14 protein-coding genes are annotated in these 13,973 nt (G+C 61.7%); 9 read left to right on the forward strand and 5 right to left on the reverse strand.

Going from position 1 to position 13,973, the window contains the following annotated elements:
- Positions 1 to 10: 10 nt before the first annotated feature.
- Entirely contained in the window at positions 11 to 298 is a 288-nt protein-coding gene (locus tag AB4N98_RS20495; protein WP_017527594.1) for an Rdx family protein, read from the forward strand.
- A 41-nt stretch (positions 299 to 339) separates the two neighbouring features.
- Here the strand turns inward: AB4N98_RS20495 and AB4N98_RS20500 are convergent, their stop codons facing one another.
- Complete coding sequence (locus AB4N98_RS20500; protein WP_017527595.1) at positions 340 to 621, reverse strand: hypothetical protein; 282 nt, start codon at positions 619 to 621, stop codon at positions 340 to 342.
- Between the two features lie 131 nt (positions 622 to 752).
- Positions 753 to 1,637 carry a DMT family transporter gene (locus AB4N98_RS20505; RefSeq protein WP_017527596.1) on the reverse strand — a complete coding sequence of 295 codons (885 nt, stop codon included), beginning with the start codon at positions 1,635 to 1,637 and terminating at the stop codon, positions 753 to 755.
- Between the two features lie 191 nt (positions 1,638 to 1,828).
- On the opposite strand from AB4N98_RS20505, the gene AB4N98_RS20510 reads away from it, so the two are divergent.
- Positions 1,829 to 2,638 carry a UDP-2,3-diacylglucosamine diphosphatase gene (locus tag AB4N98_RS20510; protein WP_065878084.1) on the forward strand — a complete coding sequence of 270 codons (810 nt, stop codon included), beginning with the start codon at positions 1,829 to 1,831 and terminating at the stop codon, positions 2,636 to 2,638.
- A 61-nt stretch (positions 2,639 to 2,699) separates the two neighbouring features.
- Here AB4N98_RS20510 and AB4N98_RS20515 read toward each other — a convergent pair whose 3' ends face one another.
- The 3 genes from AB4N98_RS20515 to phhA all read right to left on the reverse strand — a co-directional run bounded on the left by AB4N98_RS20515 (position 2,700) and on the right by phhA (position 5,140).
- The gene (locus tag AB4N98_RS20515; RefSeq protein WP_017527598.1) at positions 2,700 to 3,893 is read right to left on the reverse strand and encodes an amino acid aminotransferase; all 1,194 of its coding nucleotides are present in this window, start codon (positions 3,891 to 3,893) and stop codon (positions 2,700 to 2,702) included.
- On the reverse strand, positions 3,893 to 4,249 hold the full coding sequence (locus tag AB4N98_RS20520; protein ID WP_003192995.1) for a 4a-hydroxytetrahydrobiopterin dehydratase: 357 nt from the start codon (positions 4,247 to 4,249) through the stop codon (positions 3,893 to 3,895). Before AB4N98_RS20520 ends, AB4N98_RS20515 begins: the two co-directional genes overlap by 1 nt.
- A gap of 99 nt (positions 4,250 to 4,348) precedes the next feature.
- Positions 4,349 to 5,140 carry a phenylalanine 4-monooxygenase gene (gene phhA, locus AB4N98_RS20525; RefSeq protein ID WP_217855286.1) on the reverse strand — a complete coding sequence of 264 codons (792 nt, stop codon included), beginning with the start codon at positions 5,138 to 5,140 and terminating at the stop codon, positions 4,349 to 4,351.
- Positions 5,141 to 5,397: 257 nt separating this feature from the next.
- On the opposite strand from phhA, the gene AB4N98_RS20530 reads away from it, so the two are divergent.
- From AB4N98_RS20530 to flgK, 7 genes are all read left to right on the forward strand, one after another.
- Positions 5,398 to 6,960 carry a sigma-54-dependent phenylalanine hydroxylase transcriptional regulator PhhR gene (locus AB4N98_RS20530; protein ID WP_017527600.1) on the forward strand — a complete coding sequence of 521 codons (1,563 nt, stop codon included), beginning with the start codon at positions 5,398 to 5,400 and terminating at the stop codon, positions 6,958 to 6,960.
- 229 nt (positions 6,961 to 7,189) lie between these two features.
- A complete protein-coding gene (locus AB4N98_RS20535) occupies positions 7,190 to 7,930 on the forward strand; it encodes a flagellar basal body rod protein FlgF (protein WP_017527601.1) in 741 nt (246 codons plus the stop codon).
- Positions 7,931 to 7,987: 57 nt separating this feature from the next.
- Positions 7,988 to 8,773, forward strand: coding sequence for a flagellar basal-body rod protein FlgG (gene flgG / locus AB4N98_RS20540; RefSeq protein WP_017527602.1), 786 nt, complete (start codon positions 7,988 to 7,990; stop codon positions 8,771 to 8,773).
- A 52-nt stretch (positions 8,774 to 8,825) separates the two neighbouring features.
- Entirely contained in the window at positions 8,826 to 9,521 is a 696-nt protein-coding gene (gene flgH, locus AB4N98_RS20545; RefSeq protein WP_010208725.1) for a flagellar basal body L-ring protein FlgH, read from the forward strand.
- Positions 9,522 to 9,548: 27 nt separating this feature from the next.
- Positions 9,549 to 10,637, forward strand: coding sequence for a flagellar basal body P-ring protein FlgI (locus AB4N98_RS20550; protein ID WP_032883431.1), 1,089 nt, complete (start codon positions 9,549 to 9,551; stop codon positions 10,635 to 10,637).
- A gap of 4 nt (positions 10,638 to 10,641) precedes the next feature.
- Complete coding sequence (gene flgJ / locus AB4N98_RS20555; RefSeq protein ID WP_032883425.1) at positions 10,642 to 11,913, forward strand: flagellar assembly peptidoglycan hydrolase FlgJ; 1,272 nt, start codon at positions 10,642 to 10,644, stop codon at positions 11,911 to 11,913.
- Positions 11,914 to 11,923: 10 nt separating this feature from the next.
- On the forward strand, positions 11,924 to 13,969 hold the full coding sequence (gene flgK, locus AB4N98_RS20560) for a flagellar hook-associated protein FlgK (protein ID WP_068938085.1): 2,046 nt from the start codon (positions 11,924 to 11,926) through the stop codon (positions 13,967 to 13,969).
- The last annotated feature ends 4 nt before the right edge of the window (positions 13,970 to 13,973 follow it).

Raw genomic sequence — 13,973 nt, forward strand, 5'->3', positions numbered from 1 at the left:
TTTCTGAATTATGTCCGCGAGCAAACCCGAGATCGTCATCACCTATTGCACCCAGTGTCAGTGGCTGTTGCGTGCGGCCTGGCTGGCCCAGGAGCTGTTGAGCACTTTCAGCGATGACCTGGCCAAGGTGTCGCTGGAGCCTGCCAGCGGTGGGGCGTTCCGCATCACCTGTGATGGCGTGCAGATCTGGGAGCGCAAGGCGGACGGAGGTTTCCCCGAAGCCAAGGTGCTCAAGCAGCGCGTGCGCGATCGGATCGACCCGCAGCGCGACCTGGGGCACAACGACCGTACGCAGTAAAAGTCACCGCCGCTGTTGGGCGGTGACCCGGTGGTGCGCCGTTATTTCTCGGCCATCTTGCTTTTGATCAAGCCTACCACCCAGGTGAGCACCAGGCCGCCGACGCCACCGCCGACAATATTGCTGCCGACCGCCGCCACATCCAGTGCTTCGCCACCGGAGGTGCCGGTCAGCGCCGAAACAACCTGGCCCAGGATCAGGCCGCCGACGCCACCGAGAGTGGTATTGAGCCCGGTGCCCAGGCTTTGTTTGGTCATGCCGGCGAGGTTACCGCCGACGGCGCCGCTGATCACCTGAACCAGCAAGCTGATGAGCATTTCCATGGTTAAAGCTCCTGCATCGCGTTGAGGGATGACCACCCACGTGCAGCAACTTCAGAAAACGCCGTGGCTGTCGTCGAGCGGTCTTTATCCGTTGAACGACTACAGACTGTTGCGGATGTTTAAAGTATAGATCAGGCCGTTGCAGCCGGTTGTTTAGCCTGGCTGGCGCTGCCCAGCAGCCCCGAAAGCACGATGGCGACGATGATCAGCACGCCGCCCAGCAGCATGCGCAGCGTCGGCGTTTCGGCGAACAACAGCCAGGCCGCCGTGATGCCGTAGACCGGTTCCATGGCAAACACCACCGAGGCGGTACGGGCCTTGATCACCGCGAGGCTGGCCACAAACAGGCTGTGGGCCAGGCCAGTGCAGAACACGCCGAGCAGGCCGATCCACAACCAGTCCAGCGCGCTTACTTGCATCAGGCCCGGCGCGGCCACGGGCAGCAGGCATACCGCGACCACCACGTTCTGGCACAACGCCGCCTGCACCGCCGGTATACGCCCGGAGCTGGCGCGATTGTTCAGCGAAAGCAGGGAGAACAGCAGCCCCGAGGCGATGCCCCACAGCAAGCCACCGGTGGCTTCGCTGGCCAGGTTGAAGTCCGGGGTGACCAGCACCAGGCCAACGCTCACCAGTACCACCAGCACGATTTCATTGGCGCGGATGCGTTCGCGGAAAATCAGCCCCTCAAGGATCACGGTAAACGCCGGGAACGCCGTGAACCCCAGCGTGGCGACGGCCACACCGGCCACCTTGACCGCGATGAAGAACGTCACCCAATGTGCCGCCAGCAACACGCCGCTGACCAACAGGCGGCGCCAATCGCGCCGCTCCAGGGTTTTCCACGCGGTGTTGCTGGCAAATCGGGCGAATACCGCCAGCGCCAGCACGGCAAACAGGGCGCGCCCAAATACGATGATCGACGGCGAGGCGGCCGCCAGCTTGCCGAAGACGCCGGTGAGGCCAAACATCAATGCGCCGATATGCAGGGCGCCGAGGGCTGAGCGGGGAGTCATTGCGATCCTTGAGCAGACGAGCTAACAGCCTCGCAGTCTAATGGGTTGGTCATGCCGATGTCTGTGGGTTGCAGCGCGTTTGGCCAAACCCGGGCGAACAGGCTCGTCGCTGTCATCAGACTGACGCACAGCTGTCATGGGCTATTAATCGCCAGGGCGCAAGCTCGCCAAAACAGCGTCGAGGGATGCCCATGACCAGTGCCGAGCTCACCCAGCCCAGCCGTAAACAGCGCGTACGTACCTTGTGGATTTCCGATGTGCACCTGGGCACCCGGGATTGCCAGGCCGAACACTTGTCGCAGTTCCTCAAGGGCTACCACGCCGACAAAGTGTACTTGGTGGGTGACATCATCGACGGCTGGAAAATGCGCGGGGGCATGTATTGGCCACAAGCGCACACCAACGTCATCCGCCGCCTGCTGACCATGGCCAAGCGCGGCACCGAGGTGATCTACGTCACCGGTAACCATGACGAGTTCCTGCGCCGCTATTCCAAGTTGATCCTGGGCAATATCCAATTGGTCGATGAGGCGGTGCACGTGACTGCCGATGGCCGTCATCTGTTGGTGATCCATGGCGATCAGTTCGATGTGATCACCCGTTATCACCGTTGGCTGGCGTTTCTCGGCGACTCGGCCTACGAGTTCACCCTCACCTTGAACCGCTGGCTGAACCATTGGCGCGCACGGTACGGCTATGGCTATTGGTCACTCTCGGCGTATTTGAAGCACAAGGTCAAAACCGCCGTGAGTTTTATCAGCGATTTCGAAGAAGCCATCGCCCACGAAGTGACCAAGCGCGAATTGCATGGCGTGGTGTGCGGGCATATCCACCATGCGGAGATCCGCAAAGTGGGCGAGGTGGACTACCTCAACTGTGGGGATTGGGTGGAGTCGTGCACGGCGCTGATCGAGCACTGGGATGGGCATATCGAGTTGTATCGGCTGGCGGATGCGCAGGCCAGAGAGGCACTGCTCAAGGCTGAGATGGTCGCAAGCTGAAGGCCAACCACAGTCCAAATGAGGGAGGTGGAAAACCCCTCCCTCATTTGAACCGGTTTGTTCAGTTGCAGACGTCGGCGATCGCTTCGGCCAATAGCGCCAACCGCGTTGCATCCGCCCCGGCCACGTTGGCCCGGCCCGAACTGACCATATACACACTGTGCTTCTCGCGCAGTTGCTTGACCTGCTCGGCGTTCAAACCGGTGTAGGAAAACATCCCGCGTTGCGCGCCAATATGCGCAAACCGCTCGGCCAGCCCATGGGGCGCGAGCGCCTCCACCAGCCCGGAACGCAACTGCGCGATCCGTGAACGCATGGCTTCGACCTCGTCGCTCCACTGCTTTTTCAACTGGGCATCACCGAGGATGGTCGCGACCACGGCCGCGCCATGATCCGGCGGCGTCGACCACAGGTTGCGCGCGATATTCGCCAGTTGGCTGCGTACGTCCGTCAGCTTCTCGGCATCCGCGGCGCACACGATCAGCGCGCCGACCCGGTCGCGGTACAGGCCGAAGTTCTTCGAGCAAGAACTGGTGACCAGCACTTCCGGCAGTTCGGCGGCAAACAATCGCACGGCCCAGGCGTCTTGCTCCAGGCCATCGCCGAAACCCTGGTAGGCAAAGTCGATCAGCGGCAGCAACTGGCGCTCGCGCACGATCTGCAGCACTTGGCGCCAGTCATCCCGGGACAGGTCGAAACCGGTGGGGTTGTGGCAACAGGCATGCAGCAGCACCACATCACCCTCGGGTACGCGGGCCAATGTTGCCAGCATCGCGGCTACATCCAGGCGGTTGTCCGCGCCTACGTAGGGGTAGTGGCTGACCTTGAGGCCGGCCTTGGCGAAGATGGTTTCGTGGATCGGCCAGGTCGGGTTGCTCAGCCACACGCCCCGGCCGGGCAGGCTGTGGGCGATAAAGTCGGCGCTCAGGCGCAGGGCGCCGGTGCCGCCAGGCGTCTGGGTGGCGCCGGCACGGCGGTCGCGAATCAGCGCGCAATCGGCACCGAGCACCAGTTCGCTGATCAACGCGCCGAAGGCTGCATCGCCGTGGCCGCCGATGTAGGTCTTGGTGGTTTGCCGCTCCACCAGGCGCTGCTCCGCCAGCTTCACCGAAGGGGGAATCGGCGTCAGGCCCTGGTCGTCCTTGTACACGCCCACGCCCAGATCGAACTTGTTCGGGTTGGGATCCTGGGCGTACAGGTCCATCAGCCCCAGGATCGGGTCGCCGGGTACGCGGCCAATGGCATCGAAATGCATTACTTGCGGCCCTCGGCGGTCTTGGCCACTTCGTCGGTGCGCGCGGCCATGATGAAGTCGTTGCGGTGCAGGCCCTTGATCGAGTGGCTCCACCAGGTCACGGTGACTTTGCCCCACTCGGTGAGCAGGCCTGGGTGATGGCCTTCGGCTTCGGAGATTTCACCCATGGCGTTGGTAAAGGCCAGGGCAAACTTGAAGTTCTTGAACAGGAAGACTTTTTCCAGCTGCATCACACCGTCGCGTACTTCGATGTTCCAGTCGGGGATCTGCTTGATCAGTACCGGCAGTTCTTCATCGCTGACCTGTGGGGCATCGGCGCGGCAGGCTTCGCAGTGGGCTTGGTTCAAGGTGGTCATGTGCGGTGTCCTGAATTCGAATGATTGAAGATCAGTGAGCGTCACCCTAAAGCAACGCGGGGCCAGGGAAAAGGCTCACCTGGCCATAAAAATCGTGGTTCACGCGGCTTTGGGTTTGGGCGGGAACTTGGGGGCGTGCAGACCCAGCTGCATGCCGCGTTCGACCATGCCCATGATGTCTTCCTGGGCTACCTCGAACAGGCGCTTGAGCTCGGGCAGCACAAAATAGAGCGGTTGCAGGATGTCGATGCGATACGGCGTGCGCATCGCCTCCAGCGGGTCGAAGGCCTGGTGCTCGGGCTCGGAGGACAGGCTGTACACCGTCTCCTTGGGCGACGACAGGATCCCGCCGCCGTAGATGCGTCGACCCTGGGGAGTGTCCACCAGGCCGAACTCGATGGTCATCCAGTACAGGCGCGCCAGGTACACCCGCTGCTCCTTGGTGGCCGCCAGGCCGAGTTTGCCGTAGGTGTGGGTGAATTCAGCGAACCAGGGGTTGGTCAGCAGGGGGCAGTGGCCGAAGATCTCGTGGAAAATATCCGGCTCTTGCAGGTAGTCCAGTTCTTCACGGGTACGAATAAAGGTCGCCACCGGAAACTGCTTGCTGGCGAGCAATTCGAAAAAAGTCTGGAAGGGAATCAACGCCGGTACCCGTGCGACTTGCCAGCCGGTGGTTTCGGCCAGCACGGCGTTGATTTCGCCCAACTGGGGGATGCGGTCCAGCGGCAGGCCGAGCTTGTCGATGCCGTCCAGGTATTCCTGGCAGGCGCGACCCTCGATCACTTTCAACTGACGTGTGATCAGGGTGTTCCACACCGCGTGTTCTTCCGGCGGGTAGTGGATAAAACCTTGCGCATCGGGCTCGCGGGCCACGTAGTGCGTCTGCTTCATACGGTTCTCCTGCTAGGCATTCGTTCTTGTTATGTCCTGCGATGTACCTATTGATAACCCGTGAAGGGCAGGATTCCACCCGCCTGCGCGGTGTTCTTGTAGGAAAAGACGCGGCTTTTCGTAAAGTATTCGTTACGTTTCTGTAGCCCATCGCCGCGCCGGGCTGTGAAAAGCTCACAGGCTGTAACATAATCTTGACGACTATCTGCGCCCAGCGACAAAAAGACGCGGCGCCTACCCATTGTTCGGGCCTCTTCATGCGTATCAAAGTGCACTGCCAGAACCGCATCGGCATCCTGCGGGACATTCTCAACCTGCTGGTGGAGTACGGCGTCAACGTCGCCAAGGGCGAGGTCGGCGGGGAACATGGCAATGCCATCTATTTGTTTTGCCCGAACCTGGTGAACATGCAGTTCCAGGCACTGCGCCCGCAGTTCGAAGCGATTGCCGGGGTGTTTGGCGTGAAAAGGGTAGGGCTGATGCCCAGCGAGCGTCGACACATGGAACTCAACGCGTTGCTCGGCGCCCTGGAGTTCCCGGTGCTGTCCATCGATATGGGCGGCTCCATCGTCGCCGCCAACCGTGCGGCGGCGCAGTTGCTCGGTGTGCGGGTGGACGAGGTGCCGGGCATTCCGCTGTCGCGCTATGCCGAGGATTTCGACCTGCCGGAGTTGGTGCGTGCGAGCAAATCGCGGATCAACGGCCTGCGGGTCAAGGTCAAGGGCGACGTGTTCCTGGCGGATATCGCGCCGCTGCAATCGTCCGAGCACGATGACAGCGAAGCCATGGCCGGCGCCGTGCTGACCCTGCACCGCGCCGACCGTGTGGGGGAGCGCATCTACAACGTGCGCAAGCAGGAGCTGCGCGGCTTTGACAGCATTTTCCAAAGTTCCAGAGTCATGGCGGCGGTGGTGCGTGAAGCCCGGCGCATGGCACCGCTGGACGCGCCTCTATTAATAGAAGGCGAAACCGGCACCGGCAAAGAGCTGCTGGCGCGCGCCTGTCACCTGGCCAGCCCGCGTGGCCAATCGCCGCTGATGGCGTTGAACTGCGCCGGTTTGCCCGAATCGATGGCCGAGACCGAGCTGTTCGGCTATGGACCTGGCGCGTTTGAAGGCGCGCGGGCCGAGGGCAAGTTGGGGCTGTTGGAACTGACGGCGGGCGGTACGTTGTTTCTGGATGGCGTCGGGGAAATGAGCGCGCGCCTGCAGGTGAAATTGCTGCGCTTTCTGCAGGACGGCTGCTTCCGACGGGTCGGCAGCGATGAGGAGGTGTACCTGGATGTGCGGGTGATCTGCGCGACCCAGGTCGATTTGTCCGAACTGTGCGCCCGTGGCGAATTCCGCCAGGACCTCTATCACCGCCTCAACGTGCTGTCATTGCATATTCCGCCACTGCGCGAATGCCTCGATGGCCTGGCGCCGTTGGTCGAGCACTTTCTCGATCAGGCCAGTCGGCAGATCGGCTGCCCGCTGCCCAGGTTGGCGCCTGCCGCGATGGACAAGCTCAGCCACTACCACTGGCCGGGCAATGTGCGGCAGTTGGAAAACGTGCTGTTCCAGGCGGTGTCGTTGTGCGAGGGCGGGACGGTCAAGGCTGAGCATATTCGCCTGCCGGACTATGGCGTGCGTCAGCCGCTTGGCGATTTTTCCCTGGAGGGCGGCTTGGAGGCGATTGTCGGGCGCTTCGAGAAGGCGGTGCTGGAAAGTTTGTATGCCGAGCACCCCAGCAGTCGGCAATTGGGCAAGCGACTGGGCGTGTCGCATACCACCATCGCCAACAAACTGCGCGATTACGAGATTCTCAAGGCCGACAAATAACCCAAGGTGGGAGGGGGCTACACCCTCTCACATTGATCTGCGCCGTTGCCGTAAGCGGCAGTAGTCCGCCGTTTTTTCGACTATCCCTCCCTCCATATTTTTTAATGCCTTTGCGCAAGCCCCCGTGGTTGCTGGGCTTCGTCCTCTTTTGAAAAGTTGGTTCGCAAATTGCTTAAGCCTCCTCAGTACAGCGGTAGGCGGCAAGCCTGCGTCAGAAAGAGGAAAGAGTGTGGACAAGTACCTTTATGTGGCAATGACCGGCGCCAGCCAGAATGCACTGGCGCAGAAGGCCCATGCCAACAACTTGGCGAACATTTCCACCAACGGTTTTCAGCGTGACCTGGAACAGGCGCGTTCGATGCCGGTGTTCGGTGACAGCTTTCCGGCGCGGGCGTTTGCCATGACCGAACGCCCAGCCACCGATTTCAGCCCTGGCGCGATGATCGAAACCGGTCGTGACCTGGACGTGGCCGTCAATGGTGATGGCTGGATGGCCGTGCAAACCCCGGATGGCGGCGAAGCCTACGTGCGCAGCGCCAGCATGAACGTCGATGCATTGGGCGTGCTGCGTGCCGGTAACGGCATGCCGATCATGGGCAACGGTGGGCCGATTGCCGTACCGCCGCAGCAGAAGATTGAAGTGGGCGCCGACGGCACCATCAGCATTCGCGCCATGGGCGAAGGCCCGCGCGTGATGGCCGAGGTAGACCGCATCAAGCTGGTCCAGCCGGACCTCAAGAACATGAACAAGGGCCTCGATGGCACCATCCACACCAAGGATGGCCAGCCGGCCGTGGTCGATGCGAGCGTCAAGCTGACCTCGGGTTTCCTGCAGGCGAGCAACGTCAATGCTGTGGAAGAAATGACGGCGGTATTGGCGCTCTCCAAGCAATTCGAGCTGCACATCAAGATGATGAACAGCGCCAAGGAAGACGACCAGGCCATGACTCGCGTCATGCAGATGAGCTAAGTCATTCACTAATTTCGCAGCACGGCGCCAACAAACAGGCGCACAGAGGAGAACAGCATGCTTCCGGCTCTATGGGTTGCCAAAACAGGCCTGTCCGCCCAGGACACCAACCTGACCACCATTTCCAACAACCTGGCCAACGTGTCGACCACGGGTTTCAAACGTGACCGCGCCGAATTCCAGGACCTGCTCTATCAGATCAAGAAGCAGCCTGGCGCCCAGTCGACCCAGGACAGCGAACTGCCGTCGGGCCTGCAATTGGGTACAGGTGTGGCAATTGTCGGCACCCAGAAAAACTTCAGCGCCGGCAACCTGCAGCAGACCGGCCAGCCGCTGGACATGGCCATCAACGGCCGTGGTTTCTTCCAGATCCTTCAACCGGATGGCACCACGTCCTACACCCGTGACGGTACCTTCCACCTGGACTCCAATGGCCAGATCGTCACCGCCAACGGGTTCTCCCTGGAACCGGCCGTGATCGTGCCGGCCGATGCCAAGACCTTCACTGTCGGCAACGACGGCACCGTGTCGATCACCGTGGCCGGCAACCCGGCGTCGCAAGTGATCGGCAACCTGCAAACCGCCGACTTCATCAACCCGGCCGGCCTGCAGGCGATGGGCAACAACCTGTTCCTGGAAACCGCCTCCAGCGGCGCGCCGCAAATCGGCACCCCTGGCCTGAACGGTTTCGGTACCACGCTGCAAAGCACCCTGGAAACGTCCAACGTGAGCACCGTTGAAGAGATGGTCAACATGATCACCACTCAGCGCGCCTACGAGATGAACTCCAAGGTGATCTCCACCGCCGACCAGATGCTTTCGTTCGTAACGCAGAATCTGTAATCAAGTCTATGGGGCGCTCTTGAGGGCGCCTGCAACACCGTGAGGTAGGGTCATGAATCGCTATGTTTCCGTTCTGGCATTGAGTGGGATTGCCGTGCTCGCGGGCTGCGTCGCCCCGACGCCAAAACCCAATGACCCGTACTACGCGCCGGTGTTGCCGCGCACGCCGTTGCCGGCGGCGGCCAACAATGGCTCGATCTACCAGGCCGGTTTCGAACAGAACCTGTACAGCGACCGCAAGGCGTTCCGGGTCGGTGACATCATCACCATCACCCTCAACGAGCGCACCCAGGCGAGCAAGAACGCCAACTCCCAGGTGGGTAAAACCAGCAAGGCGGGCATTGGCCTGACCTCGTTGTTCGGCGCGGTGCCCAACGTCAATAACCCGTTGGGCGATGGCGACCTGAGCCTGAGCGCCGGCTACAGCGGCGACCGTGCCACCAACGGCAAGAGCGCGGCAGGGCAGGGCAACAGCCTGACCGGTTCGATCACCGTGACCGTGGCCGATGTATTGCCCAACGGCATCATCGCCGTGCGCGGTGAGAAGTGGATGACCCTCAACACCGGTGACGAGCTGGTACGCATCGCCGGCATGGTGCGCGCCGATGACATCTCCACCGACAACACCGTGCCGTCCACGCGGATTGCCGATGCACGCATTACCTATTCCGGCACCGGCGCGTTCGCTGATGCAAGCCAGCCGGGCTGGTTCGACCGTTTCTTCCTTAGCCCGCTGTTCCCTTTCTAGGTGGCCACTTTGAAACTCAAACAGCTGATGGCGGCCGCACTCCTGCTCTCGTTGAGCGCTGTCGCCCAGGCCGAGCGCCTGAAAGACATCGCCAGCATCTCCGGCGTGCGGTCCAACCAGTTGATCGGCTACGGCCTGGTGGTAGGGCTCAACGGTACGGGTGACCAGACCACTCAGACCCCGTTCACCCTGCAGACCTTCAACAACATGCTCTCGCAGTTCGGCATCAAGGTGCCGGCGGGCTCGGGCAACGTGCAACTCAAGAACGTCGCGGCAGTGTCCATCAGCGCCGAATTACCGGCGTTTTCAAAGCCGGGCCAGGCGGTGGACATTACCGTGTCGTCCATCGGTAACTCGAAAAGCCTGCGTGGTGGCACCTTGCTGATGACGCCGCTCAAAGGTATCGACGGCAACGTCTACGCCATCGCCCAGGGCAACCTGGTGGTGGGCGGGTTTGACGCCGAGGGCCGTGACGGTTCGAAGATCACCGTCAACGTGCCGTCGGCCGGTCGTATTCCCGGCGGCGCCACGGTGGAACGTACCGTGCCCAGCGGTTTCAACCAGGGCAATAGCCTGACCCTGAACCTCAACCGCTCCGACTTCACCACCGCCAAGCGCGTGGTCGACAAGATCAACGATATGCTCGGCCCTGGCGTGGCCCAGGCCATCGATGGCGGCTCGATCCGTGTAACCGCGCCGCTGGACCCAAGCCAGCGCGTGGATTACCTGTCGATCCTGGAAAACCTCGAAGTCGACCCGGGCCAGGCCGTGGCCAAAGTCATCATCAACTCGCGTACCGGCACCATCGTGATCGGCCAGAACGTCAAGGTGTCGCCGGCCGCGGTGACCCACGGCAGCCTGACCGTGACCATCACCGAAGACCCGATCGTCAGCCAGCCCGGGCCGCTGTCCAATGGCCAGACTGCCGTGGTGCCACGCTCGCGGGTCAATGCCCAGCAAGAAGCCAAGCCGATGTTCAAGTTCGGCCCCGGTACCACCCTGGATGAAATTGTCCGCGCGGTGAACCAGGTGGGCGCAGCCCCCGGCGACTTGATGGCGATCCTCGAAGCCTTGAAACAGGCCGGCGCCCTTCAAGCCGACCTGATCGTGATCTGAGGCCATGGTCATGGATATGCGCAAGAGCGGTCTTACCAGCACGGCGGACTCGGGGTCTTACTCCGACCTGAACCGGCTTAACCAGCTCAAGGTCGGTGACGACAAGAACAGCGAAGGCAACATGCGCAAGGTGGCGCAGGAGTTCGAGTCGCTGTTTCTCAACGAGATGCTCAAGTCGATGCGCTCGGCCACCGAGGTGTTGGGCAAGGACAACCCGATGAACACCCCGGCCGCCAAGCAGTATCAGGAGATGTACGACCAGCAATTGGCCGTGTCGATGTCCCGCGAAGGCGGCGGTATCGGCCTGGCCGACGTGCTGATGCGCCAGATGCAGAAGAACAAACCGGTGGACGCCCAGGCGGCCACCTTGCAGGGCCCGGCGGCTGCCGAGCCTGCGAAAAAAGCCGATGTGCCGACCGAAATTGCCGCCGGCACCCAGGCCACCGGGCCGCTGGGCCGCTCCAATGGTCAGCGCCCGCTGTGGGCTTACCGCGTAGCCGAGCCCCAGGCCGGTGCCGCTGCTGCCCACAGCAACGACATGGAGCTGATGAACCAGCGCCGTATCGCCTTGCCGAGCAAGCTGACCGATCGCCTGCTCGCCGGCATCGTGCCGACCACCCAGGCCGCCAGCGAGGCCAAGGCCGCGCCGCTGCGTAACAGCGCCTTGCAAGACAACGTGGTCAACAGCGCCGCGCGCAGCTTTGCCGTGCCCAGCGACCGCATGCAGATCTACAGCCGCGCCGTGGCCCAGCCGCCATTGGCGCCGGCGAAAAAGGCGTTCAGTTCACAGGATGAATTCGTCGCCACCATGTTGCCGATGGCCAAGGCGGCCGCTGCGCGCATCGGTGTCGATCCGAAGTACCTGGTGGCCCAGGCCGCCCTGGAGACCGGTTGGGGCAAATCGGTGATGCGCGCCGAGGACGGCAGCAGCAGCCACAACCTGTTCGGCATCAAGGCCGGCCAGAGCTGGCAGGGCGGCCAGGCACGTGCGATTACCAGCGAGTTTCGTGATGGGGCGATGGTCAAGGAAACGGCGCAGTTCCGCTCCTACGACTCCTACCAGGACAGCTTCCATGACCTGGTGACTTTGCTGCAAAGCAATGATCGCTATAAAGAAGTACTGAAGTCGGCCGACAACCCGGAACAGTTTGTGCGCGAGTTGCAAAAAGCCGGTTACGCCACCGACCCGGCCTACGCCAGCAAGATTTCGCAGATCGCAAAAACGATGAACAGTTACCAGAATTACGCTGCCGCTGGCGCGACCACTCATTTATAAGGTCTGAACCATGAGTTTGCTCAATATCGGGATGTCGGGTCTTAACGCCGCTCAAGGATCGTTGTCGGTCTTGAGTAACAACATCGCCAACGTTAATACGCCGGGCTATTCGCGCCAGCAGAGCAGTCAGACCGCCAATGCGTCGAACCAGTTCGGCGGTGTGTTTATCGGCAGCGGTACGACCCTGGCGGATGTGCGCCGGGTGTACAACGAGTACCTCGATGCCGCGTATCAGAACAGTACCTCGCTGAGTGCCGATGCCAATGCGTACCTGGGTCAGGTCAGCAGCGTGGACAAGCTGTTGTCGGATCGCACCACGGGCATGTCGTCGGTCCTCAGCACGTTTTTCGCAACGTTGCAGACGGCGTCTTCGAACCCCAATGATCTTTCGGCCCGGCAGCTGCTGGTTGCCAATGCCCAGACCCTGACCAATCGCTTCAACTCGCTGTCGACGCAACTGACCCAGCAAAAAGAAACCATCAATAGCCAGTTGAGCACGATGAGCGATCAGGTCAACCAACTGACGTCTTCGATCGCTTCGCTCAACAAGCAGATCAAACAGGCCCAGGGTTCGGCCAGCAGCCCACCGGCTAACCTGCTGGACTCGCGCAACGAGGCCGTGCGTGCGCTCAACGAGCTGATCGGCGTGACGGCGACGGAAAAGAACGGCCAGTTCAGCATTAACACCGGTACCGGGCAGTCGCTGGTGGAAGGCGGTATTTCCAACACTATTTCGGCGGTGCCGAGCAAAAGCGATAACAGCCAATACACCATTCAGTTGAATGTCAGCGGCACCACCCTGGACCTCGGTTCGGTCGTCACCGGCGGCAGCATTGGTGGCCTGTTGCGTTATCGCAGCGATGCGTTGATGCCCGCCATCAATGAGCTGGGCCGTCTGGCCGTGGCCACCGCGGACACCGTCAACAATCAGCTGGGCCAGGGCCTGGACCTGAACGGTGAATTCGGCACCTCGCTGTTCAAGGACATCAACAGTGCCACGGCCATCGCTTCACGCAGCCAGGGCGCGTCGGGTAACAGCGCGACGGCAAGCAACCTGAACGTGACGATCACCGACAGCAGTAAGCTCACGACATTCGACTACAAGGTCACCTTCAGCGACCAGGCCAACCCGAACATGGTGACGGTGCTGCGCTCCGACGGTAAGGCCATGGGCACCTTCGACATCACGGCCGCGAACCAGGTGCCGATGGACGGCTTCACTCTGGCGCTCGATGGTAAGGGCACCATGAGCTACCCGGACAGCTTCAAGGTCAGTCCAACCGCTACCGGGGCCAGCGCCATCGGAGTGGATATGGTCGATGCCAACAAGCTCGCGTTTGCCGGGCCGCTGATTGGCGAAAGTGGCAAGACCAACGCTGGCACGGGCACGTTTACCCAGCCGTCGTTGACCGTGCCGCTGGATATCCACGGGGGCGCTGCGACTGCGCAGTTGCGTACGGATATCAAAGCGCTGATGCCGGTAAAAATGGTCTTCGACAAGCCGGCGGCGGATGGCACGCAGTCGTACACGATCAGCAATGCCCAGGGCAAACCGCTGGGTACCGGCACCATCATTCCGGGGCAGGGCAACAAGATCACCGTGAATGTGCCCGAACTGGACGCCACTGGCGCCGTGATCCCGGGGTCCGGTTTCAAATTCGACACCACCATCAACGGTTCGCCGGCGGGTGGTGACAGCACGACCTTTTCGTTCAACAGTGGCGGCAAATCCGATGGCCGTAACGCTCAGCAGTTGCTCGATCTGCAGACCAAGGCCACGGTCGGCCTGGGCGACGGTAACGTGGGGGTGAGCCTGACCGGCGCCAACAGCCGCCTGGTTTCCCAGGTGGGTGCCAAGGCGAACCAGTCTGGCGTTGATGTTTCCGCGACAGGGGCGTTGCTGGCAGCCAACAAAGCCGCGCGTAACTCGGTGTCCGGGGTCAACCTGGATGACGAGGCGGGCGACATGATCAAGTTCCAGCAGTACTACACCGCATCGTCACAGATCATTAAGGCTGCGCAAGAAACCTTCACCACATTGATCAATAGCCTTTAAGGGA

The organism is Pseudomonas sp. S3_E10 (genome assembly GCF_054667615.1).

Excerpts from the sequence above, each read along its gene's own strand:
- phhA (WP_217855286.1), bottom strand. The coding sequence starts at position 5,140 with ATGAAGCAGACGCACTACGTGGCCCGCGAGCCCGATGCGCAAGGTTTT.
- AB4N98_RS20510 (WP_065878084.1), top strand. The coding sequence starts at position 1,829 with ATGACCAGTGCCGAGCTCACCCAGCCCAGCCGTAAACAGCGCGTACGT.
- AB4N98_RS20505 (WP_017527596.1), bottom strand. The coding sequence starts at position 1,637 with ATGACTCCCCGCTCAGCCCTCGGCGCCCTGCATATCGGCGCATTGATG.
- AB4N98_RS20495 (WP_017527594.1), top strand. The coding sequence starts at position 11 with ATGTCCGCGAGCAAACCCGAGATCGTCATCACCTATTGCACCCAGTGT.
- AB4N98_RS20550 (WP_032883431.1), top strand. The coding sequence starts at position 9,549 with ATGGCGGCCGCACTCCTGCTCTCGTTGAGCGCTGTCGCCCAGGCCGAG.
- AB4N98_RS20500 (WP_017527595.1), bottom strand. The coding sequence starts at position 621 with ATGGAAATGCTCATCAGCTTGCTGGTTCAGGTGATCAGCGGCGCCGTC.
- flgG (WP_017527602.1), top strand. The coding sequence starts at position 7,988 with ATGCTTCCGGCTCTATGGGTTGCCAAAACAGGCCTGTCCGCCCAGGAC.
- flgK (WP_068938085.1), top strand. The coding sequence starts at position 11,924 with ATGAGTTTGCTCAATATCGGGATGTCGGGTCTTAACGCCGCTCAAGGA.
- flgJ (WP_032883425.1), top strand. The coding sequence starts at position 10,642 with ATGGTCATGGATATGCGCAAGAGCGGTCTTACCAGCACGGCGGACTCG.
- flgH (WP_010208725.1), top strand. The coding sequence starts at position 8,826 with ATGAATCGCTATGTTTCCGTTCTGGCATTGAGTGGGATTGCCGTGCTC.
- AB4N98_RS20530 (WP_017527600.1), top strand. The coding sequence starts at position 5,398 with ATGCGTATCAAAGTGCACTGCCAGAACCGCATCGGCATCCTGCGGGAC.
- AB4N98_RS20520 (WP_003192995.1), bottom strand. The coding sequence starts at position 4,249 with ATGACCACCTTGAACCAAGCCCACTGCGAAGCCTGCCGCGCCGATGCC.
- AB4N98_RS20515 (WP_017527598.1), bottom strand. The coding sequence starts at position 3,893 with ATGCATTTCGATGCCATTGGCCGCGTACCCGGCGACCCGATCCTGGGG.